This is a genomic window from Nocardia tenerifensis NBRC 101015 (genome assembly GCF_000308715.1).
Lineage (GTDB): Bacteria > Actinomycetota > Actinomycetes > Mycobacteriales > Mycobacteriaceae > Nocardia > Nocardia tenerifensis.
In genome coordinates this window covers 1-20,539 of sequence record NZ_BAGH01000092.1, presented here as the reverse complement: position 1 = coordinate 20,539, position 20,539 = coordinate 1, and the positions used below count along the sequence as shown (strand labels likewise).

Here is a 20,539-nt window from a genome sequence, read left to right as displayed (position 1 = left end):
GCAACCAGGTTGGCGATCGATGAGCGAGACGTTCAGTGGCGCTCCGGGTTTCGGCATCGCGGTCCGCTGTCGCTCCCCGTGCGGCTCGCCTAGGCTTCAGCCGTATCGAATAGGCTCCGGGACGCGGCGGGCGGGGACCAGTTGCCACCAGGTCACGCAGCGCCAGAGCCATTCCAGGGGGCCGTAGCGGAATATCCGCAGCCAGATCCAGCTGGTGATCGCCTGGAAGGCGATGATCGCGGCGGCCAAGCCGAGCAGCACGCCGTACTTTTCGGAGCCCGAGAGACCGAGACGCGGCTCGGCGAGCAGGATCAGGACGGTGGCGCCGAGGTAGTTCGTCAGCGCCATGCGGCCCATCGGCTCCAGCACCTCCGACAACACCAGGCCGGCCTCGGTGCGCAGGATCAGCAGCAGGCCGGTCAGGTAGGCGAGGGCGCCGAGCAGGCCCGCGACCGGCGGGGCGGTGCTGACCAGCAGGTCGAGGTACGGGGTGCGGTACTCCCACAGCCCGGTGAACACGGCGGCGGGCAGGGCCAGCGCGAACACGAGGGCGAGTTGCCAGCCGCGCTCGTCGAGGGTCTCGGCGACGCCGTAGCGGGCTGCGGCGAGGCCGAGCAGGAAAAGGCCTGGCACCAACCCGAATCCGCCGCCGAGGGTGACCGCGACACCGATCGTCCCGGCCAGCCCGGCGACCAGCACCGCCGAGCGCGGCAGGCTCGCGGCGGGCAAGAGGATGAGCACTCCGACGAGCGCGTACGGCAACAGCGCCTCGCCCGGCTGGAACTGATGATGGATCAGCCCGAGCACGCCGAGCGCGACCAGACGCCGAATCAGTATCAGCCGTGGGCGGGCGGTGCGCTGGGCCGCGCTGTCCAGGAACAGCGCGAAGCTCAGCCCGAACAGGAACGAGAAGATCGGGAAGAAGCGCCCCTCGAACAGCACGGAGAGCAGATGCCGCAGCGGCGCCATCTCGCCGGGCGCGCACACCGCGGACATGTCGGTGAGCTGCCAGATGTTCACCACGAGAATCCCGCACAGGGCGAAACCGCGCACGGCGTCGAGCTCGCGGATGCGGCCTGCGTCGTTGTGCATGCGTCTCAAACTAACGATCACCCGCGCCGCGGCCACGCTTCTCCGACGTGATGTCGCCCATATACTTCGTGCGTTAACTGTTTGTGCGTTAACGTTGAGGGCAGTTCGACAGGAGGACAGATGGACGATCCGTTGCAGCTCGACCGGCAGGTGTGCTTCGCGTTGGCGGTGGCCAATCGCGCGGTGCTCGGCGTCTATCGCCCGCTGCTGGAGCCGCTCGGACTCACCCATCCGCAGTACCTGGTCATGCTCGCGCTGTGGGGCGAGGCGCCGATGTCGGTGAAGGCGATCGCCGAGGCGATCCAGCTGGACTCGCCGACGCTGTCGCCGCTGCTCAAGCGGTTGGAGAGCGCGGGGCTCATCACGCGCGAACGCGACAGCCGCGACGAACGGAACCTGGTGGTGAACCTCACGGAGGCCGGCGCCGCCATGCGTGCGCAGGCCGAGCGCATCCCGCCCGCGGTCGTCGAGCGGCTCGGCGTCACCCTCGCCGATCTGGAGGAGCTGCGCGAGGTGCTCACCCGCGTCAACGAGGCCGCGCGGCGATCCCTGTCGGTCTGAACCCGTCCGCGACACCCGTCAGGAGAGACTGCGCATGACCCGAAACGCACGACGGCCCAACCCGATTCAGTGGATCGGCTACGCCTTCGGCCGCCGCCTGCCCGACTCGATGACCGACTGGGTGCGCAACGACCTCGCCGGGAAGCACGCGACCGCCCGGCACATCCTGCGCGGCATGATCCCGTTCACCCCGCTGTTCGCGATCTTCCTGTTCTTCCCCGGCGAGCTGTGGCTACGTGGCTCGATGGTGCTGCTCGCCGCGCTCCTCGCGCTGTTCTACACCGCCGCCTTCATGCCGATGAATCGCGCGCACCGGCTGGCCAAGCACGGCCTGCCCGCCGACCTGGAGAATCCGGAGCGAGCCCACCGTCGCGCGCAGGAACGCGCGAGATACGCTGCGCAGCACCCACACTGAGCCGTTGGCCGCGTCCGGGTGGTCAGCGGAATCGCCACCGGCGACCGCGACGCAGCGCGCTGGATCGCCCGGGTGGTGCGGTCACTGTTGTTTTGGCGCGCAACCGATCTCGCCACGGCGCGTGCGCCGGCCGCACGGTTCGTCGTGCCCACTTTCGCCGCATGGCAACCGGATTCAGCGCAACGCCCACGGCGCGATGCGCTGCACCGTGAGGTAGTGGTCGCCTTCGGTGTCGTCGTCGTCCAGGAAATACAGCCAATTGCGCACGGCGCGAACGAGAGTCCACGCTCTGGCGCGGTCGGCGTCGAGCCCCGCGCCGTCGACGATGGCGGCGAACCGGTCGTCCAGCGTCGACTCCGCGTGCCGATTCCAGATCAGCGACAGCGTGGTGAACTCGGGCTCGCCGACGAGCGGCTGCGGGTCGATCACCAGCCACGGCTCGCGCGCCCCGGCGAGCACGTTCTCGTAATGCAGGTCCTCGTTGGCGAGCAGCCGGCCTGCGCTGGGGCCCAAGTGATTACACGCGTCGACCGCCGCGTCGAGCAGCTTGCGCGGGAACGGCTCGCCCAGGCGCCGCCACTCTTCAGGCAGTTCCGCCGCGTAGCGCTCTGCCACGGTCCGCAGATCGCGGCTGAGTCCGGCCGGGGCGGGGATGGCCAGGCGACGCAGCAGGCCGGTGGCGATCCGCACGGCGTCCTCGATCGGCTCGGTCAGCAGCGACCTGGACTCGTCCAAGCGCTCCAGCAGCAGGACGCCCTGTGCGGGATCGCTCTCGAGCAGCCGCACCGCGCCGACACCGTTCCAGGCGGCGAGGGCCAGCGGCTCGTCGCGGGTCTCCGGGGTCATGATGCTCAGCTTGAGCACGACCGCACTGCCGTCCGCTCGGGTGGCGGGCAGCACCAGCCCGGCGTAACCGTGCATCGGCGGACCGTCGAGGCGCAGATCCCACCGCCGGCGGTACTCCTCGGCGAGTTCGGGCAGCCGCGCCAGCCAGGCTCGCGCCTGCGGCCCCTCGTTCCTGGCGAGGCGTTCGGCGAAAAACTCGGGAACAATGCTCACCCCTCGAGCCTCTCAGCCCTGTCCAGCCAATTTCACCGCCCGCGCACGCCGAGCACCGCCAATTGGACGCGGTTGGTCGCGCCGGTCTTCGCCATCAGGTTGGCGATGTGGGTCTTGACCGTGGTGACGCCGAGGTGCAGGCGGGCGGCGATGTCGGCGTTGGCGAGGCCCTCGGCGACGAGCGCGAGCACCTCCGCCTCGCGGGTCGTCAGGCCGCGCGGCGGCGCGTGCTCGACCGGAGTCGCGACGGTGCGGGCCGCCAGCGCGGAGTCGACCACGCGCCGCAGGACCTCGGGCGAGAACGGGTGATCGCCCGAGGCGGCGCGGTGGATGCCGTGCAGCAGGTCGGCGGGCGAGGCGTCCTTGACGAGGAAGCCGCAGGCTCCCGCCGCGAGCGCCGGGTAGAGGTGATCGTCGTCGTCGAACGTGGTGAGCGCGAGCACTCGGATGGCGGGCCGCGCCGCGAGAATCGTTGCGGTCGCGCGAATTCCGTCCATGCCCGGCATGCGCAGATCCATCAGGACGACGTCCGGGCTCAGCTGCTCGGCCAGCCGCACGGCGTCGGCGCCGGTCGCCGCCTCCCCCACCACCTCGAGCCCGTCATCGGTCTGGCAGAGCATGCGCAGACCGGCGCGGACCAGGTGCTGATCGTCGACGATGAGGACGCGGATCGTCATGCGGGCACCGGTGTGACCAGCGGAAGACGCGCCGCGAGAAGCCATTCCGCGCCGACGCGGGCTGCGCGGAACTCGCCGCCGAGCAGTTCGACGCGCTCGTGCAGGCCGATCAGACCGAGTCCGCTGCCGCCGATCGGATGGACGCCGTAAACCGGGCCAGCGATGTCTTCGCGTCCAGGTCCGACATCACGCCAAGATCCGGCGTTGCGTCCAGGTCTGGCGTCGCGCCAAGATCCGGCGTTGCGTCCAGGTCTGGCGTTGCGCCCAGGTTCGGCGTCACGCCCAGTTCCGGCGTCACGCCCAACCCGACGTCGCGCCCAATCCCCGCGTCACGCCCAGCCCCGGCGTCACGCCCACTCCTGGTGTCGCACCGAATCCCGGTGTCGCGCCCAGTTCCGGTGTTGCGCCCGACACCGGCGTCACGCCCAGCCCCGACGTCGCGCCAGACACCGGCGTCGCGCCAAGCTCCGGCGTTGCGTCCAGGTCTGGCGTCACCCCCAATCCGCGCGTCGCGCCCACTCCCCGCGCCGCGCCCACTCCCCGCGTCGCACCCACTCCCCGCGTCGCACCCACTCCCCGCGTCGCACCCACTCCCCGCGTCGCGCCGAATCCCGGTGTTGCACCCAGTTCCGGCGTTGCACCCTATTCCGGCGTTGCACCCTATTCCGGCGTTGCGCCCAATCCCGGCGTTGCGCCCAGCCCCGGCGTCACGTCCAATCCCGGCGTCACGCCCAGCCCCGGCGTCACGCCCAGCCCCGGCGTCACGCCCAATCCCGGCGTCACGCCCAGCCCCGGCGTCACGCCCAGCCCCGGCGTCACGCACAGCCCCGGCGTCACGCACAGCCCCGGCGTCACGCCCAATCCCGGCGTCACGCCCAGCCCCGGCACTTGCGCCCGACACTGGCGTCACGCCCATTCCCGTTGTCGCGCAACGTGAATTCGACCTTGTCGTCATCCCTGGCGATGGTCAATCGGGCCGCAGCGCCCGGACCGGCGTGCTTGGCGATGTTCGAGATGCCCTCCTGGGTGAGTCGCAGGAGCGTCAGGGCGAGTACCGCGTCGACCTCGGTGATGTCGTCGGCGATCTCGGCGTCTACGGCGATGCCCGACTGTCGCGCGCGCCCCAGCACGGCCGCGAGCGCGGCGGGGAGGTCGGCGGGGGCGAGGAAGGAGTCGCCGGTCATTGCCGGATCACGCAGTATCGCAACCAGTCTGCGTAGATCGGCGAGGGTTTGGCGGCCGCTGGCGTGGATGTCGTCGAGGACCTCGAGCGCCGCAGGCGGGGCGTCGGGCATGGCGTGCCGGGCGACGCCGACGCGCAGTACGGTCGAGGACACGTGGTGGGCAATGAGGTCGTGCAGCTCCCTGGCGATGGCCGTGCGTTCGACGGCCCTGGCGGCGGCGATCTCGGCGTCGCGGCGCTGGGCGATCTCGCTCGCCTGGCGGCGCGCGTGCTCGGTGCTCTCGCGCGCGGTGCGGAGCAGGACACCGACCAGCACCGGCGCGCCCGCCATGACGACCGCGCGGTATCCGTTCGCGGCAAGATCACCGCTGGGGTGCAGGAGGTAGGCCGCGGCCAGCGCGCAGGCGGCCACCCAGGGCTGCCAACCGGATCGGCGCGCCGACAGCTCGATCAGCGCTATCGCGGCGGCCACCTTACCGACCACCGGGCCCGTGTCGCCGAACTCGAACCCGAGCAGCAACAGGGCGCTGGTCAACAGGGCTGTGACGAACGGCCACCGCACCCCGCCCGCGGTCACCAGCACCGCGAGCATCGCGATCGTCCAGTCGAGCGGGCTGGGCGAGTCGGCGAGCAGGAGTTGACACCCGACCGCCGCCACCGCCAGGACCAGCGAACGCACCGGTACGAACCGCACGTCGAGCCACGATGCCAGCCCGCGTGTCATCCCAGCCGAACTCACCACGCCCCCATCATGCCGCGCGCCGATCCGCGGTACCTCCTCCCCGCGCAGGAGTGACCTCCGCCGACCGGCCGAGAATCGGGCCCGCGGGCGGAGCCGCCGGATCCCGGTTGTCGCGAAGGTTGTCGCATGACGAACGAAGATTCCACGATCGAGCCCGCCCCCGGCAAAGACGCGCCGGCACCGAGCCGCAGGCGACTGCTCGGCACAATGGCCGCCGCGTCCGGTCTCGCGGTCGGTGCGGCCGCCGGTCTCGCCGGTGGCGTTGCGCTGGGGGCGAATTCGAACCCGCCCAGGTATGAACCGGCACAACGGCGGCGGTTCGACGGCAAGACCGTGTTGATCACCGGGGCGACCTCGGGCATCGGCGCGGCGGCCGCGCGGTTGTTCGCCGCCGAGGGCGGGCGGGTCGCGTTCTGCGGGCGGCGCGAGGACCGCGGGCGGGCGGTGGAGCGCGAGATCCGCGAGGCGGGCGGGGAGGCCATCTACATTCGCGCGGACGTCCTGATCGAGGACGACGTCCGCAACTTTGTCGACTCGGCGGTGAAAACCTATGGCGGGCTGAACGTCGCGTTCAACAACGCCGGTATCACCGTGCAGAAGAAGCTGCACGAGTACAGCACCGCGGACTTCGACCGGGTGCTGAACACCAATCTACGCGGGACCTTCCTCGCCATGAAATACGAAGTGCCGCAGATGCTTCGGCGAGGCGGCGGCACGATCGTGGTCACGTCGTCGAGTAACGCGCTCGCGACCGACGCGGGCCGCGGCGCGTACACCGCGAGCAAGCGCGGTCTGGTCGGGCTGGTCCAGTCCGCGGCGCTCGACTACGCGGCGGACGGAATCAGGGTCAACGCCCTCGTCCCCGGCACCACCGACACCGAATTGGTGCGCAGGGCAGGCGGATTGGAGAGCATCCCCGACGACGTGTACCAGGTGATGATGAAACAGTGGGCGAGCAGCAACGTTCCCGGGCTGGGCCGGCTGGCGACGGCGGCCGAGATCGCCGCCTTCGCGCTCACCCTCGCCTCGCCGGAGCACCCGTATCTCACCGGGGCGCAGCTGGTCATCGACGGCGGAAAGACCGCGCACGCTTGAGTTTTCAGCGCATAGCCCACGGTCCGATCGCCTGGACGGACGGGTAGCCGGGGTCGTCGCAGTCGTCGTCCTCGGCGAACCACAGCCAGTTCCGGGCGCACTGCACGAGCGTCCAGGCGCGGGCGCGGTCGGCGTCGAGTCCGGCGATGTCGACCACGGCGGCGAAGCGGTCGTCGAGCGCGGATTCGGTTCGGCGACTCCACAACAGCGAGAGGGTGGTGAACTCCGGATCGCCCGCCAGCGGCTGCGGATCGATGGCCAGCCACGGTTCGCGTTGCGCGGCAAGCACATTCTCGAAGTGCAGGTCCTCGTTCACCAGCAGCCGGTCAGCGACGGGTCCGAGCTGGGTGCACGCCTCCACCGCCGCGTCGAGCATCTTGCGCGGGAACGGCTCACCGAGCCGGGCCCACTCCCGCGGCAGTTCCTCCGCCCAACCCTCGGCTTCCGTCCGCAGGTCACGCGTGATGCCCTGCGGCACTGGAATCGCCAGTCTCCGCAGCAGCTCACACGTGATCCGCACGGCGTCATCGATCGGCTCGGTCTCCAACGAGCGCCCGGCCTCGAGACGTTCCAGCAGCATCGCACCGTTCTCCGCGTCGCTGTCGTACAGCAGCACCGCCCCGTCCCCCTGCCAAGCGGCCAGCGCGACCGGCTCGTCCTTGGTCTCGGGCGTAAGGTAATTCAGCTTGAGCACGGCCGACACGCCGTCCGCGCGCCGGACGGGCAGCACAAGCCCCCCGTACCCGTGCATGGACGGCCCATCCAGGCTGAGCCCCCATCGGTCGGCGTACTCCGCGACAAGGTCGGGCAGGCGGTCGAGCCAGGCGCGGGCCGGCGCCCCTTCCTGGTCTGCGAGTCGGGTAGCGAAGAACTCGGGCACAAGAGTCACGCCACCGAGCATCTCAGCCGTGTCGATCGATTTTTCGCGCAACCCAGCCCACGCCGCAGCCCCGCCGGACGCGTCCACGGCTGATCGCCGCGCGGTCGATCAGCGACCTGATCGACCGCGCGTCTACGAAGAGATGAGCATGAACCGAACTGCCCTACGCTCGGCGACCAACGATGACGACGCCGCGACCCAGTCGACCAAGACCCCGAGTCGCCAGACGAGACTTCAACCGAGGGTCGAGCTTCGTGCGGCGCTTGCCCGAAACCCGTTGAGGCGGCAGGCATCCGGGTCGAAAGCACAGTGGCCGACGGACGACGGGGCAGACGGCGCGGGCGCATGCCCCGGTTCATCAGAGGCGGCACCGGGGCGCAGCGAGGGCGGCGGAAACCGACTGAAACGCAGCGGTCTCGGAATGGCGGACAGGGGCAGGCGGCACGAGCGAACACCTGCTTCGGCGGGCTGCGAAGCCAGATTCGCGCGCGGCGGGCCCGGACTGGCTGCGCCGGCGCTCAATCAGGCCTCCGACAGAATCCGCACTCCCTCTCGGGATCCGCCCGAGTGCGGCTCCCGAGTGAGAGTGCGGCTGTCGGTGGGGACTACGCAGGGGGTACGACCGAAAGGCCCAGCGGCGGAGGGGGATCGGCTGGCGGGTGGTACCGGGTCAGGGCCTAGTTGGGTGCGGGGGGCGGTGGGGGTGCCAGGAAGCCGGGCAGGAAAGGTAGCGGGCCCGGGAGGAGGGGGGCTGGGGCGGGTGGAGGGCCTGGTTCGGCGGGGGGTGGGCCTGGGTTCGTGGGGAGTGGGCCCGGGTTGGGTGGGGGCGAAGGGGGGTTGGCGGGGGCGGGGGCTGAATTCGCGGGTGGGGTTTGGTCGATGGGGGCGGGTGGTGGGGGCCGCCTTGTTCTTGCGGGGTGCAGGTCCAGCGGCCGTCGGGGGTCAGCGCCCATTGGGCGGTGACGCCGTCGTGTGAGCAGTCGGCGCCGACCTGGTGCTCGTCGGGACCCTGGCGCTGGGGCAGGCAGACGGAGCGGCCGTCGGGGCCGCGGCCCCACTGGGCGGTGATGCCGTCGTGTGAGCAGTCGTCGCCGATGCGGTGCTGGCCGCCCTGGCCCTGGGGAACGCAGGCCCATTGGCCGCCGCGCAGATCCCACTGCGCGACGATGCCGCCCGCCGAGCAGTCGTCGCCGATCTTGCGGGCGGGCTGCGGCGCGGGGGCGCCGGGCGTGGACGGGGCGGGGCTCGAACCGCTCGACGGCGAGGTGGTGTCCCGGCTGGTCGGCGGGGTGGTGACGGTCGAGGAGGAGGGTGCCCGGTCGTCTTCGGAGTCGTCGTTGGACCGCAGCAGCAGGCCGATCGCGACCACGAGCACCAGCACGGCGGCCAGCACGGCTGCGATGACCAGACCGCGGTTGCCGGTCCCGCGATCGTCTTCGGGGTCGTGACTGCCGCCGGGTGTCACCATCGAAACCGCCTTCGCTGCCGGGCAGGGAAACATCGGTACGAATGTTGATCTTCACGGCAGGCTACCCGAAGGTTGCTGCTCCGATACTCGATTTATGTGAATGTTATTGATGCAGGTAAAAGCCATTTGCGGCAGTAGCCGCCGATAAACTCGCGACCCCGCCTCAACCTCCGCGTTTCGCGGAAGCCTGTCACTGCTTGGGCAGCGCGCCCGCCATCCCACCGACGTCGGCGATCTTCCACCCGTTGTTCGGATCCACATTCACCGTGTAGGTGACGGTGGCCTGCGCCCCCTCGGGCGTCTGCGCGCTGGTCGAGGTGACATTGAGGAAGACGTTGACCTTGTAGACCCCGTTGTCGGTGTTCATCACCTTGGCGGTGATCGGCGCCGAGGTCGACGTCCACTTCAGCGGCACGAGGATGTCCTGCAGCTTCGTCGCGGTGGCGTCGAACTTGTTCGCCAGCTGCGGGGTGGTGTTGGTCTTGAGCTTGGCCACCCAGGCGTTGACGTCCTGAAAGTTGATGTTGGACGCGCCGACCGCGTAGTCGGTGGCGACCTGCTCGGCGCGCCGGTCGGCCGCGACGGCGTCGTCGCGATCAGCGAGTTCGCCGCGCGCGGAGTTCCACAGCGTGCCGAACACCACCGTTGTGGCGGTGAGCGCCGCCAGCCCCGCGGCCAGCGCGACCGTCGACAGGCGGATCGATATGGTCTTCGGAGCGGCGGTCTTCGGTTCGGCCGCATCCTGCTTCGGTTCGGTCACAACGTCGTTCGACATCGCGTCCTCCTTTCTATTTGACGGCCACCCGCACCTTGACGGCGCCGTCGGCGTCGACGTCGGCGAGGGCCTGGGAGATCAGGTCGGACAGGTCGACGCGGGGCGCGGTCGAGCGCATCGCGTCGATCAGCGGGCGCAGCGCGGGCGCGAGCGAGTTCAGCTCCGGTTGGAGTTCGCGCAGCCGGTCGGCGGTCTTCGCGCTGAACGGGGCCAGTCCGTTTCCGGTCGTGTACGCCTCGATCGACTGGCCGTCGACCATGGTGCCGACGTGGGTGACCAGGTCGCTCAGCGCCTGGGTGAACTTGATCCACTCGGGCGCGGCGGCGCTGAACGACGGGCCGACCCAGTCCATGTTGGTCGCCGTGCTCTGCAGGCTGTTGAGCAGCGAGACGATCTGCGGATTGCGGCTCATGATGGCCGCGGCGAGCAGATCGCCCGACCGCGCCAGGTTCGGGATCGCGGCGTCGGTGCCGGCCAGGGACTGCTCGGCCGTGCTCACCAGCGAGCCGACCACGGTCGGGTCGAGCTGGTTCAGCGTGGTGGTGGCGAGCCGCGCGACCTCCGGAATCGACAGCGGCATACGCACATTCGACGTGGTCAGCTGCTGACCGTCGCGCACGTACGGTCCGCCCTCGGTGTTCGGCCGGAACTCGACGTACGGCTCGCCGAGCGCGGACAGGTGCTCGATGGTCACCGTGCTGTCGGTGGGCACGTGCCGGTCGGCGGCGATCTTCAGCCCGACCTCGACGCCGCCTGCGCTCTTGGTCACCGAGCTCACCCGGCCGACCTCGATGCCGGTGAGCAGGATGGGCGAGCCCACCGCGAGCCCACCGGAATTGGTCAGCACCATGGTGGCGTCGGTGAAGTCGGCCAGCGGGTCGGCGCGCACCACCCCGAACGTCAGGTACCCCGCGCCGAGCACCGTGATCGCGGCGATGCCGCCGAGCGAGGCGAGCGGTCCGAGCCTCATCGGACGACTCCGATCATGCGCAGGGTCTGGACGATTCGATCCGTCTGTTCCTGAATCGGTACGGGCGCATCGGTTTTCACGCCGGTGATGTTCACCTTGGGCCCGTGCTCGGCGAACGGGATGATCTTGTCGCGCACCAGCGAGATAAGCGCCTGCAGATTCGAGGGCTGGCTCAGATCCAGCGGCCTGGCCGACGCGAGCAGCGGCAGGAAGGCCTGCACGCTGCCGTCGGCGCCGTTCAGCAGCGGCCCGAGCCAGGTGAGCGAGCTGCCGATGGGGCCGAGCACGTTGAAAATCTTGGTCACGCCGACGATGGACGGGGCGATGCCGTTCATCTGGTCCACCGATTCCTGCGTCAGCAGGTCGGCCAGCACCGGCCGAATGCCGTGCAGCACATTGGCGTTGTTGTCGATGCCGTCGAGCAGCGAGTCCAGCTCGTCAAGGTGGTTGCCGAGGTCGACGGCGTCGTCGGCCAGGGTCTTGCCGATCTGCGCGGTGCGCGCCGGGTCGGCGGGCAGCACCCGGTTGAGCTGCTCGATGGTGTCCTGCACCTGTTGCACCGCGCCGCCCTGGGTGAAGGTGGCCAGCGCGGCCATCGTGTCCTCCAGTTGCACAGGCGGTTTCGTCTGCGCGAGCGGGATGGTGCCGCCGACGGGCAGCAATTGGTCGAACCCGTTCGGCGGGGTGAGCAGCGCGAGATGGATGTCGCCGAGCACCGTGTTCTGCCGGAGTTCGGCGCGCGTGGCCGCGGGCAGCCGCACCGACTTCGAGATGCGGGCGTCGACCACGACGTAGCCGCGGCCGCCTGCCTTGGCCGAATCCACTACCGACACACCGGAGACCGTGCCGACCTGCGCGCCGTTGGCCATGATCTTGGCGCGCGCGGGCAGATTGAGCACGTTGGCGAACTGGATGTGGATGTCGTAGGTGGGGCCGGAGACCTCGGATCCGGGCACGGGCACCGACGAAGGATCGAAGGCGCAGCCCGCCGCGGGCACGGCGGCCGCGAGCACGACCGCGAGGCCCGCGACGAAACGTCCACCGCGAGCGCGCTTTCCGACGCGTGGCCGGGCGAGCGTGACGACCAGCCGCCCGGTCTCGTTCCGATGGATCCTCATCGCACACCCGCCATTCCGAACACCAGAGCCGCCAGGTCGACCTTCGCCAAGCCGCCCTCGGCGTCGCAACGCCCCGGCGTCACGGCGTTCACCACCGCGCACACCTGATCGGCCTGCTGCTGCGGGATCGCGACCTTCGGTGCGGCATAGGAGATTCCGGACGCACCCACCGACCGGAACGCGTCGGTCAGCACGGGCGTCATCGACACCACCTGGGCCAGTGAGCCGACGTGGGCGCGCAGGAACTTCACCAGCGGCACGGTGAAGTCGAGCGCCTGCATGATCGGGTCGCCGAAGGCCGTCGTGAGGTCGTTGAGCACCGGAAGCAATTGCGCGAGACCGTCGATCACCTGCGCGCCGGGCTCCAGCAGATCGGTGCGCGCCGCGATGAGCACCGGCGCCAACCGGCGGAACATCGACTCGATGTCGCCCCAGTGCTGTTCGACCTTCTCGCCGACCGAGGCGAAGGCGTCGAAAACGCCGACCAGGTGGCCGATATCGGCGTCGGGCGAGGCCATCGCGCCGCTCAGCTTCTTGATGATGTCGTTGATCTGCGGCCCGGTGCCCGCGGTCGCCGCGTTCAACTGGTTCAGGCCCCTGGCGAGCGCGTCGGGGGTCTTGGCGTCCGGCCCCGAGATCTGCGCGGACAGCTGGGCGACCGCGTTGAGCGTCTCGGAGATGCTCTTGGGCGTCAGGGTTTTGGTGATGCACTGCGCGGCGTTCCAGCGCGCGGTGTTCTTGCCGGAGGACACGACGGCGAGTTCGCGCGACGCGACGATGCTGTCGGCCAGTGTGGTCGCGCCCGCGTCGGCGTAGACCGGCTTGCCCGCCTCCACCTCGAACTCGACCTTCACCGACTTCCCCTGCGGCGCAATGGAAGTCACCGTGCCCACCGGAAGTCCCCGCATGGTCACCTGATTGCCGACGTACAGCCCGACACTGTCGGGCATGATCGCGCAGTAACTCTCGGTCTTCTTCAACGGATCGAAGGCGATGACGTAGCCGACGACGACCAGCGCGATCGCGACGAGCGCGCCCGAGATCGACATGAACGCCCGCGAGCCGAGCACCTTGTGCAGCATCAGCAGTCCCTCCCCGGCAGCGGCACGCACACGCGCGCAAGGGCGTCCGCGGGCGCGGTGATGGTCTGGCCGGACTGGTCGATCGTCACGCCGCCGTCGGGAATGGCCATGGCCGAGAGCTTCTGCTGTAGGTCACGCACGGAGCCGACGACCGGGTCCAGCCGGTTCAGCAGTTCCTCCATGCGCGGCACTGCGTCGAACAACTGCTGGAGCTTGGGCTTGACCTCGGCGTAGGTCGGCGCGATGGCGGCGGCCTTGCCGATCACCTCGTTCAGCAGCCGCAGGCCCTCGCGCAGCTCGGCCTGCTTGCCGAGGACCAGGTCCTCCATCAGGTTGGTCGACTCCACCAGCCTGCCGAGCGAGCTCTTGGCGCCGTCGTACATGGTCGTGTACTCGTCGGCGTTGGCGATGGCCTTGGAGATCATCACGTGCTGACGGTTCAGGTCGTCGACGAAACTGCTGAGGCTGTCGAGGGTGGTGCGCAGCGTGTCCGGCGCCTGCGCGACCGAGGTGCCGAGCGCGGCGAGGTTGCGCCGCAAGGTATCTCCGTCGATCTCGCGGATCGGCTCGGCCGCGTCCTGGAAGGTCTGCACCAGGCTGTACGGCAACCGCACCCGGTCCATCGGAATGTGCTTGTCGCCCAACGGCACCGAGCCGGAGGGGAACAGCGCGACGTAGTTGCCGCCGACCACGGTCAGCATGCGGATGTCGAGCGTGGACTTGTCGCCGACGAACACCTCGGAGTCGACGGTGAAACGCATGACGACCCGATCCGGCTTCAGCTCCAGCGATTTCACCGTGCCGACGCTGATCCCGGCGACGCGGATGTCGTCACCGGCCTTCACCGACTGGGCCTCCGCCAGATCGGCGGTGTAGGTCTTCTTGCCGATCGGCGCGGCGTACAGCACGCCCGCCGCGACCGCGAGCAGCGCGACGAGCACGACGCCCACAATGCCGAGCCGGATCTCCCGACGCGTCTTCTCCCGCTCGCCGACGACGCGGCGATCCGCGAACAACCCACTCACCCAGCGCATATCGCCACCTGCTGTCCCGCGACGAGCACGCCGAGCACCTGCGGCACGTCGGCCTGTCCCTTGGAGCACTGCGGCTTCCAGCCCGCCACAGCGGATTTGGGGATCGCCGCGTCGAAACCGGCCAGCAGCGCGGGCAGTTTGTCGAACACCTCGAGCGCCTGCTGCGGATCCGGAAAGACCTTGGCGATCAACGCGTTCACGTCGTCGGGGCTGCGCAGGCCCAGTGCGTTGAAGAGGTTGTCCAGCGGGCCGAGCACCGAGGGCGCGGCCGCGGCGAACTGGGCGAGCCCGGCCATATTGCTCTGCAACCCCGAGAAGATGTCGGCGAGCCTGGCCAGCAGCGGCACCATGTAATGGATCTTGCCGCCGGCCGTTTCCTGGAGGTCGGACAGGTTTTGCAGCACCTTGTCGATCACCACCTGCCGGTCCTTGACGTGGGCGGCGAGCTTGTCGATGGCCTCGAGCGCCGGGCCGATGCCGTTGCCGTCCCCCTCGATGAGGGCGACCATGCTCGCGCTGAACCGGTTGATCTCCTCCGGGGAGATCGTCGCCAGCACCGGCTTCAGGCCGTTGAACATGCTGGTCACGTCGAACGACGGCACGGTGAGCTCGGTGCCGATCGTCGTGCCGCCGGGGATGCGCTTACCAGGCTGCGGCTGCTGTTGCAGATCGATATAGCGCTGGCCGGTCAGGTTCTGGTAGCGGATGGCCAGCTTCGAGTTGTCGTAGATCGACGCATCGGTCTTCAGCGACAACCGAACTCGCGCCTGCGCGCCGGCCAGCTCGATGCCGTCGACCTTGCCGACCTGCACGCCGTACATGCGCACGTCGTCGCCGACCTTCAGGCCGTTGGCATCGGTGAACAGCGCGCTGTGCTGCTCGGTGGGCCCCGAGACCGGCCGCTTGATCGCCGTGCACACGATGATCAGCACGACGATCATCACCGCGGCGAACAGGCCGAGCCGCCATGCGGCGGCGCCGACCTTCATCGCGCACCGCCGAACAACGGTGCGAGCACGGGCATTCCGCTCACATCGATCTGCGCGTTCAACACCGGACCGTTCGGAGTGTCGGGCATGGCCGCGCGCAGGCGGCGCAGCAGCTCGGTCAGGCCGGCGCCGGACTGTTGCGGGCGCGGCACCATCTGCGCGAGCAGCGTCAGCACCGGCCCGAGCATGTCGGTGGTCCCGGACAGGCCGCCGCCGAGCGCGTTGCCGAGGTCGGCGATGCCGGGCAGCAGGGTGTCGGTGTGCATGCGCACGCCCGCGTCGAAGGATTCCCGATCCGCTTGCAGCCGAGGGATGTTGCGCAGCATGTCCACCATCACCTCGTTGGCGCCGGCGAAGTTTCCCGCGCCGTAGAACGCCGGGCCCAGCGCGGCGGCCAGCTGCGAGGGCGGCATCCGCTGGTTGTCGGTGACGATCTGGGCCGCCTGGACGATCGCCTGGGCCAGCGGGGTGAACGCCTTCATGTCGCGGGAGACCTGGCTGATCACCGTCGCCATCTGCGGGGTGAGCAACGAGTCGCCGGTCTGCGAGACGCTGCGCAGCATGCTGCCCATGGTCGCGTCGAAGATCGCCTCGGAATGGGCGCCGGTCAGGTCGATCACGCTGTCCTCGCGCAGCGCCGCGCCGCCGGGCCCGCGGCGCAGCTCGATCTCGCTGATGCCGAACAGATTCGCCGGGGCGTAGTCGACGCGCAGGCTGTCGTCGATGCCGTGCAGCTGAGATCGGTCCAGTCGCAACGAGATTCGCTGGGTGCCGCGCTCGGCGGGGTCGACTGCGGTGACCGTGCCGACCTGCACGCCGTCCACGCGCACCGGAGTGCCCGAGAGGATGCCGTCGCCGACCTGTTCGGTGTGCAGCGCGACGTGCATTCCGTCGTCGGTGCGCAGCTGCCGCTGCAGCACGAGGGCCGCGACCACCGCGACGATCACCCCGACCGCGACCGCCCCGACGAGGCGGGCCTGCCGTTTGTCGACGGCCACTCCTGGCATTCCGTACTTCGGCATCGGCGGTTACCCCGTAAAGCTGATCGTCGCGTTGAAGCCCCACAGCACGATGGTGAGGACCATGTCGATGGCCACGATCGCCACCGACGAGGCGCGCACCGCGCGGCCCGACGCGATGCCGACGCCCTCGGGTCCGCCGGTGGCGAAGAAGCCGTAGTAGCTGTGGATGAGGATCACCACGGTGGCGAAGATGGCCACCTTGATCACCGCGGCGACCACGTCGAACCCGGACACGAACTGGAAGAAGTAGTGGTCGTAGACGCCGGCGGACTGGCCGTGCACGAGCGTGATCAGGCCGCGGCACGACAGGTAGGCCAGGATCAGCCCGATGAGGAAGGTCGGCACGATCGAGATCGCGCCCGCGATCACCCGGGTGGTCACCACGAAGGGCACCGAGCGCACGCCCATCGCCTCCAGCGCGTCGATCTCCTCGGAGATGCGCATGGAGCCGATCTCGGCGGTGATGCGGCACCCCGCCTGCGCCGCGAAACCGATGGCCGCGGCGATCGGGGCGAGTTCGCGGGTGGTCGCGTAGGCCGAGACGATGCCGGTGACCGGGCCCATGCCCAGGATGTTCAGCATGGTGAACGACTCGACGGCCACCGACGCGCCCATCACCAGGCCGAGCACCACCATCATCGGCACGGTGCCGCCGCCGACGATGACCGAGCCGCGGCCCCACGTCATATCGGAGATGATGCGCAGCGTCTCGTCGCGATAATGCTTGAGCGTCAAGGGAATCGACGACAGCACCTGCCAGACGAAGGCCAGCACGAAGCCGAGCGTCTCGAAGCGCCGCAGGATCAAGCCGCGGCGGTGATAGAACCGGGCGAGCCAGCCGAGGCCCTTGGGCGCGTAAGTGGAGGCGGACACGTCACACCAGCCTGGTCGGCAGGAACATCTCGACCACCTGGGTGACGCCGAGGTTGACGACCGCGATCGAGACGACCGACAGCACGACGGCCGCGTTCACCGCGTCGGCCACGCCGCGCGGCCCGCCCTTGGCCTCCAGCCCGCGCTGGCAGGCGATGATCACCACGAGAAAGCCGAACAGGACCGCCTTGAGCAGCGAGACCCACACGTCGGCGACGGTGGTGAAGGAGCCGAAGGTGGCCCAGTAGCTGCCCGGGGTGACATTCTGGCCGCCGACGGCGACCGCGTAACCCGCGACGATGCCGACGAAGATGATGAGGATATTCAGCAGCGGCGCCACCAGGACCATGGCGACCAGCCGCGGAATCACCAGGCGCGGAATCGGACTGATGCCCATGGTGTTGAGCGCGTCGATCTCCTCGCGGATCGTGCGCGCGCCCAGGTCGGCGGCGATGGCCGCCGCGCCCGCGCCGCCGAGCAGGAAGCCGGTGGCCAGCGGGGCGCCCTGCTTGATCACGCCGAGGCCGCCGGTGGCGCCGAGCAGCGAGTCTGCGCCGAGGGTGTGAATGAGGTTGCCGACCTGAATCGAGACGATCACACCGAACGGGATGGCGATGAGAATGGCGGGAATCGCGGTGACCGTCACCAGGCGCCACGCCTGCGTGATCGCCTCGCGCCATTGGAACTGACCGCGCGCCACGCCGGTGACCGTGCCGGTCACCGACTCGCGCGCGATATCGACCGCCCGGCCGAAGGTCCGCAACGAGGACACGACGGTGTCGGAGAAATTCTTGCGAACGACCTTGACAGCGGAGCCGCTCGACGCCCGGGTATCCGGCGTCACCGTCGATGTCCTCGGACCGCCCACGCGGCACGGGATGTGTCGAAATTCATGGCGCACTCTCCGCATCCGGCCTCACTGCCAACAAACAGCAAGCTAATCGTTACTCTCTGTAACAACAAAATCGTGCAGGCGTGACCCTGGTCACCAGAATGGGATTTCGCCTATCCGACCGGCTTATGCGTGAGCGGTATCACTTCCGCTACGGACTAGCGGCGAGGAACACAAAAGCGGAGAACAGGGCCAAATGGACACCGCCCTGGAGCAGCGTCGCCCGGCCCGGCACGACCGTGAGCACGCCGACAACGATGGTCAGCGCGAGCAGAACCATCTGCGTCGCGCCGAGCCCGAGCACGAGCGGACCGTCTAGCCAGATAGTTGCTACGGCAATGGCCGGGATGGTCAGGCCGATGCTCGCCATGGCCGAACCGAGCGCGAGATTGAGACTGATCTGTACCTGATCGCGGCGTGCCGCGCGCACGGCGGCGAGCGTCTCCGGGAGCAGCACGAGCAGCGCGATCACCACACCGACCGCCGAGGGCGGCAGCCCGGCGTCGGCCACGGCCGACTCGATCGACGGCGAGACCACCTTGGCCAATCCGACCACGCAGACCAGCGCGACGAACAGCATCGCGAGACTGAGCAGCGCGGCCTTGCCGGAGGGCCCCTCGTCGTGCTCCTCGTCGTCGGTGACGACGCCGTTGCCCTCGACGGGCAGGAAGTCGTCCGGGTGCCGCACCGTCTGCACCATCACGAACAGCCCGTAGAGCGCCAGCGAGGCGACCGCGGCGAAGGCGAGCTGAGCCGCGGAGAACTCCGGCCCGGCCTGGCTGGTGGTGAAGGTCGGCAGCACGAGGCTGAGCGTGGCCAGCGTCGCGACCGTGCCGAGCGCCGCGCCGGTGCCCTCGGCGTTGAACACCGCCACCCGCCTGCGCAGCGCGCCGACCAGCAGCGAAAGCCCGAAGATGCCGTTGCAGGTGATCATGACGGCGGCGAAGACGGTGTCGCGGGCCAGCGAGGCGGCCTTGTCGCCGCCGGAGATCATCAGCGTGACGATCAACGCGACCTCGATGACGGTCACCGCCACCGCGAGCACCAGCGACCCGAACGGCTCGCCGACCCGGTGCGCGACCACCTCCGCGTGGTAGACCGCCGCGAGCACCGCGCCGATCAGCGCGGCGGCCACCACGACCACGGCCGCCCCGGACAGACTTCGCCCCCACGTGGCGGCCAACGCGACGGCGGCGAGTAGGGGAACGAACACGGTCCAGCGGTCTGTCAACACACGGATCATGAGATCCATCGTGGCAGTTAACCCTCCGCATCCAGGTCAGGCGGCCGCCGACGGGCGGGATTGCGTCGCACGCAACGGATGCCCCCACTGGCGGGGGCAGATAACCTGCCATCGAGCCGGTAACCTGGCCCGGCCTTGATCGAGACGAACACTGCGGGGGCGCATGTCATACCCACCCGGCCACCAACCCGGGCAGCCTTACGATCCACACGCTCAGCCGAGTCCGGCGAACGGTGAACAACAGGCGCCCGGCTACTCGCGCTCGGATCCGACGATGCTGAATCAGCCGAGCGCACCGGAGGGCGGGCAGCCACCCGGCCATCAGCGCTCGGATCCGACCATGCTCAATCCCGTCGGCCAGCCGGGTCCGGGTTATCACCCGGTTCCGCCGGCCGATCCGACGCTGCTGAACCCGCTCGGTCAGGTCGACCCGGCGTATCAGCAAGGGCAGCCCTACGATCCGCAGGGCCAGCCGTATCCGTCGGTTCCGCAGTACCCCTCCGTTCCCGGGTATGCGCAGGCGCCGCCGTATCAGCAGCCGCAGTTTCCGCAGGCGCAGTTTCCGCAAGGGGCGCAGCAGTTTTCGCCGCAGCCCGGTTCGTTCCCGCCTGGCCCGCCTGGGCAAGGGTTCCCGCCGGGTCCGCCCGGCCAGGGGTTCCCGCCGGGTCCGCCCGGCCAGGGGTTCCCGCCGGGTCCGCCCGGCCAGGGGTTCCCGCCGCCGTACGGCCCCGGCGGGTCCGGCTCGGGCGGCGGGGGCAAGAAGGTTCTCGCGGTAATCGGATCGATCCTGATGACGCTGCTGGTGATCGCGGGCGTCATCGGAGTGAAGGTGCTCAAGAGCAACGCCAAGCACAACCGGGCCGACGAGGGAGCCGGCACCACGACCAGTTTCTCGGTGGCCACCGGTGCGTCCGGCGCGCCGACCACTCGGCCGAGCGCCAAGGTCCCGCCGCCGACCACGGAGCGGCCGACCACGGCGCCGACGACGAAGGTCTCGAACGTGTGGATCGCCGCGACCTACAACGAAGCGACCAACGAGGTGCATTGGGCGAGAAGCTCGCTCAGCCAAGAGGCCGCGGTCGGTCAGGCACAGCGAGCCTGCGGCGCCTCCTGCCAGGAACCGGTCTGGTCGAAGGACGCCTGCGTCGCCTTCGCCTTCGGGGACGGCGGCGGCTGGGCCTCCGACTGGGGCAACACCACCGACGAGGCACAGGATAAGGCGCTCGCCAGGGCGAAGAATGCCTTCAGTGTCCCCGGCCCCTTCAAGTTCTGGTCGAAGTGCGCGAGGGACAGTGACTAGTCGTCCAGGTCGATGCGGACGGTGAGCAGGTCGGTGCCGACCAGCTGAACCACCGCGCTGTTGCCGCGC

Annotated in this window: 22 protein-coding genes; 4 read left to right on the top strand and 18 right to left on the bottom strand. The window is 69.6% G+C overall.

All coding sequences use genetic code 11. From position 1 onward, the window contains the following. Positions 1-96 precede the first annotated feature (96 nt). Positions 97-1,092, bottom strand: coding sequence for a DUF418 domain-containing protein (locus ON39_RS07185; protein ID WP_040732453.1), 996 nt, complete (start codon positions 1,090-1,092; stop codon positions 97-99). Between the two features lie 120 nt (positions 1,093-1,212). On the opposite strand from ON39_RS07185, the gene ON39_RS07180 reads away from it, so the two are divergent. Both ON39_RS07180 and ON39_RS07175 read left to right on the top strand, forming a co-directional pair. After that, positions 1,213-1,653 (top strand): MarR family winged helix-turn-helix transcriptional regulator, encoded by a 441-nt coding sequence (locus ON39_RS07180; RefSeq protein ID WP_040732452.1) that lies wholly within the window; start codon positions 1,213-1,215, stop codon positions 1,651-1,653. A 34-nt stretch (positions 1,654-1,687) separates the two neighbouring features. Further along, positions 1,688-2,068, top strand: a complete 381-nt coding sequence (locus ON39_RS07175; protein ID WP_040732451.1) for a DUF5313 family protein — start codon at positions 1,688-1,690, stop codon at positions 2,066-2,068. A 174-nt stretch (positions 2,069-2,242) separates the two neighbouring features. Here the strand turns inward: ON39_RS07175 and ON39_RS07170 are convergent, their stop codons facing one another. The 5 genes from ON39_RS07170 to ON39_RS07160 all read right to left on the bottom strand — a co-directional run bounded on the left by ON39_RS07170 (position 2,243) and on the right by ON39_RS07160 (position 5,729). Continuing rightward, a complete protein-coding gene (locus ON39_RS07170; protein ID WP_040732448.1) occupies positions 2,243-3,127 on the bottom strand; it encodes an aminoglycoside phosphotransferase family protein in 885 nt (294 codons plus the stop codon). A gap of 32 nt (positions 3,128-3,159) precedes the next feature. Beyond that, entirely contained in the window at positions 3,160-3,804 is a 645-nt protein-coding gene (locus ON39_RS07165; protein ID WP_040732446.1) for a response regulator transcription factor, read from the bottom strand. 109 nt (positions 3,805-3,913) lie between these two features. Continuing rightward, complete coding sequence (locus tag ON39_RS48495) at positions 3,914-4,102, bottom strand: hypothetical protein (protein ID WP_157195410.1); 189 nt, start codon at positions 4,100-4,102, stop codon at positions 3,914-3,916. Positions 4,103-4,464: 362 nt separating this feature from the next. Next, positions 4,465-4,659, bottom strand: a complete 195-nt coding sequence (locus ON39_RS48490) for a hypothetical protein (protein WP_157195409.1) — start codon at positions 4,657-4,659, stop codon at positions 4,465-4,467. 14 nt (positions 4,660-4,673) lie between these two features. Continuing rightward, on the bottom strand, positions 4,674-5,729 hold the full coding sequence (locus ON39_RS07160) for a sensor histidine kinase (RefSeq protein ID WP_255219236.1): 1,056 nt from the start codon (positions 5,727-5,729) through the stop codon (positions 4,674-4,676). Positions 5,730-5,855: 126 nt separating this feature from the next. Here ON39_RS07160 and ON39_RS07155 point away from each other — a divergent pair, with 126 nt between their 5' ends. Continuing rightward, the gene (locus ON39_RS07155) at positions 5,856-6,824 is read left to right on the top strand and encodes an SDR family NAD(P)-dependent oxidoreductase (RefSeq protein WP_040732445.1); all 969 of its coding nucleotides are present in this window, start codon (positions 5,856-5,858) and stop codon (positions 6,822-6,824) included. 4 nt (positions 6,825-6,828) lie between these two features. Here ON39_RS07155 and ON39_RS07150 read toward each other — a convergent pair whose 3' ends face one another. From ON39_RS07150 to ON39_RS07090, 12 genes are all read right to left on the bottom strand, one after another. Beyond that, the gene (locus ON39_RS07150) at positions 6,829-7,713 is read right to left on the bottom strand and encodes an aminoglycoside phosphotransferase family protein (RefSeq protein WP_085998130.1); all 885 of its coding nucleotides are present in this window, start codon (positions 7,711-7,713) and stop codon (positions 6,829-6,831) included. Positions 7,714-8,374: 661 nt separating this feature from the next. Next, positions 8,375-9,172 (bottom strand): hypothetical protein, encoded by a 798-nt coding sequence (locus tag ON39_RS45675; RefSeq protein WP_051186374.1) that lies wholly within the window; start codon positions 9,170-9,172, stop codon positions 8,375-8,377. 190 nt (positions 9,173-9,362) lie between these two features. After that, on the bottom strand, positions 9,363-9,947 hold the full coding sequence (locus ON39_RS07135; protein ID WP_040732442.1) for a hypothetical protein: 585 nt from the start codon (positions 9,945-9,947) through the stop codon (positions 9,363-9,365). Positions 9,948-9,960: 13 nt separating this feature from the next. Continuing rightward, positions 9,961-10,917, bottom strand: coding sequence for an MlaD family protein (locus tag ON39_RS07130; protein WP_040732440.1), 957 nt, complete (start codon positions 10,915-10,917; stop codon positions 9,961-9,963). Next, a complete protein-coding gene (locus ON39_RS07125) occupies positions 10,914-12,035 on the bottom strand; it encodes an MlaD family protein (RefSeq protein WP_051186373.1) in 1,122 nt (373 codons plus the stop codon). Before ON39_RS07125 ends, ON39_RS07130 begins: the two co-directional genes overlap by 4 nt. Further along, entirely contained in the window at positions 12,032-13,117 is a 1,086-nt protein-coding gene (locus tag ON39_RS07120) for an MlaD family protein (protein WP_040732455.1), read from the bottom strand. The genes ON39_RS07125 and ON39_RS07120 overlap by 4 nt, the downstream gene beginning before the upstream one ends. Further along, positions 13,117-14,151, bottom strand: a complete 1,035-nt coding sequence (locus ON39_RS07115) for an MlaD family protein (protein WP_040732439.1) — start codon at positions 14,149-14,151, stop codon at positions 13,117-13,119. Before ON39_RS07115 ends, ON39_RS07120 begins: the two co-directional genes overlap by 1 nt. Continuing rightward, the gene (locus tag ON39_RS07110) at positions 14,139-15,140 is read right to left on the bottom strand and encodes an MCE family protein (protein WP_040732438.1); all 1,002 of its coding nucleotides are present in this window, start codon (positions 15,138-15,140) and stop codon (positions 14,139-14,141) included. Before ON39_RS07110 ends, ON39_RS07115 begins: the two co-directional genes overlap by 13 nt. Further along, positions 15,137-16,162: an MlaD family protein gene (locus ON39_RS07105; RefSeq protein WP_040732437.1), complete on the bottom strand. Its 1,026-nt coding sequence runs from the start codon at positions 16,160-16,162 to the stop codon at positions 15,137-15,139. Before ON39_RS07105 ends, ON39_RS07110 begins: the two co-directional genes overlap by 4 nt. A gap of 6 nt (positions 16,163-16,168) precedes the next feature. Continuing rightward, on the bottom strand, positions 16,169-17,035 hold the full coding sequence (locus ON39_RS07100) for an ABC transporter permease (RefSeq protein WP_040732435.1): 867 nt from the start codon (positions 17,033-17,035) through the stop codon (positions 16,169-16,171). 1 nt (position 17,036) lies between these two features. After that, a complete protein-coding gene (locus ON39_RS07095) occupies positions 17,037-17,879 on the bottom strand; it encodes an ABC transporter permease (RefSeq protein ID WP_040732433.1) in 843 nt (280 codons plus the stop codon). A gap of 199 nt (positions 17,880-18,078) precedes the next feature. Further along, on the bottom strand, positions 18,079-19,170 hold the full coding sequence (locus ON39_RS07090) for a calcium:cation antiporter (protein ID WP_211336366.1): 1,092 nt from the start codon (positions 19,168-19,170) through the stop codon (positions 18,079-18,081). Positions 19,171-19,444: 274 nt separating this feature from the next. Between ON39_RS07090 and ON39_RS51145 the strand changes: the two genes are divergently transcribed. Then, positions 19,445-20,470 (top strand): DUF4189 domain-containing protein, encoded by a 1,026-nt coding sequence (locus tag ON39_RS51145; protein ID WP_040732429.1) that lies wholly within the window; start codon positions 19,445-19,447, stop codon positions 20,468-20,470. Positions 20,471-20,539: the final 69 nt, after the last annotated feature.

Bases quoted from the DNA above. Each gene is read 5' to 3' on its own strand.
- ON39_RS07165 (WP_040732446.1), bottom strand. From the start codon at position 3,804: ATGACGATCCGCGTCCTCATCGTCGACGATCAGCACCTGGTCCGCGCC.
- ON39_RS07090 (WP_211336366.1), bottom strand. From the start codon at position 19,170: ATGATCCGTGTGTTGACAGACCGCTGGACCGTGTTCGTTCCCCTACTC.
- ON39_RS51145 (WP_040732429.1), top strand. From the start codon at position 19,445: ATGCTGAATCAGCCGAGCGCACCGGAGGGCGGGCAGCCACCCGGCCAT.
- ON39_RS45675 (WP_051186374.1), bottom strand. From the start codon at position 9,172: ATGGTGACACCCGGCGGCAGTCACGACCCCGAAGACGATCGCGGGACC.
- ON39_RS07125 (WP_051186373.1), bottom strand. From the start codon at position 12,035: ATGAGGATCCATCGGAACGAGACCGGGCGGCTGGTCGTCACGCTCGCC.
- ON39_RS07155 (WP_040732445.1), top strand. From the start codon at position 5,856: ATGACGAACGAAGATTCCACGATCGAGCCCGCCCCCGGCAAAGACGCG.
- ON39_RS07180 (WP_040732452.1), top strand. From the start codon at position 1,213: ATGGACGATCCGTTGCAGCTCGACCGGCAGGTGTGCTTCGCGTTGGCG.
- ON39_RS07120 (WP_040732455.1), bottom strand. From the start codon at position 13,117: ATGCTGCACAAGGTGCTCGGCTCGCGGGCGTTCATGTCGATCTCGGGC.
- ON39_RS07185 (WP_040732453.1), bottom strand. From the start codon at position 1,092: ATGCACAACGACGCAGGCCGCATCCGCGAGCTCGACGCCGTGCGCGGT.
- ON39_RS07135 (WP_040732442.1), bottom strand. From the start codon at position 9,947: ATGTCGAACGACGTTGTGACCGAACCGAAGCAGGATGCGGCCGAACCG.
- ON39_RS07115 (WP_040732439.1), bottom strand. From the start codon at position 14,151: ATGCGCTGGGTGAGTGGGTTGTTCGCGGATCGCCGCGTCGTCGGCGAG.
- ON39_RS07105 (WP_040732437.1), bottom strand. From the start codon at position 16,162: ATGCCGAAGTACGGAATGCCAGGAGTGGCCGTCGACAAACGGCAGGCC.
- ON39_RS07110 (WP_040732438.1), bottom strand. From the start codon at position 15,140: ATGAAGGTCGGCGCCGCCGCATGGCGGCTCGGCCTGTTCGCCGCGGTG.
- ON39_RS07175 (WP_040732451.1), top strand. From the start codon at position 1,688: ATGACCCGAAACGCACGACGGCCCAACCCGATTCAGTGGATCGGCTAC.
- ON39_RS07130 (WP_040732440.1), bottom strand. From the start codon at position 10,917: ATGAGGCTCGGACCGCTCGCCTCGCTCGGCGGCATCGCCGCGATCACG.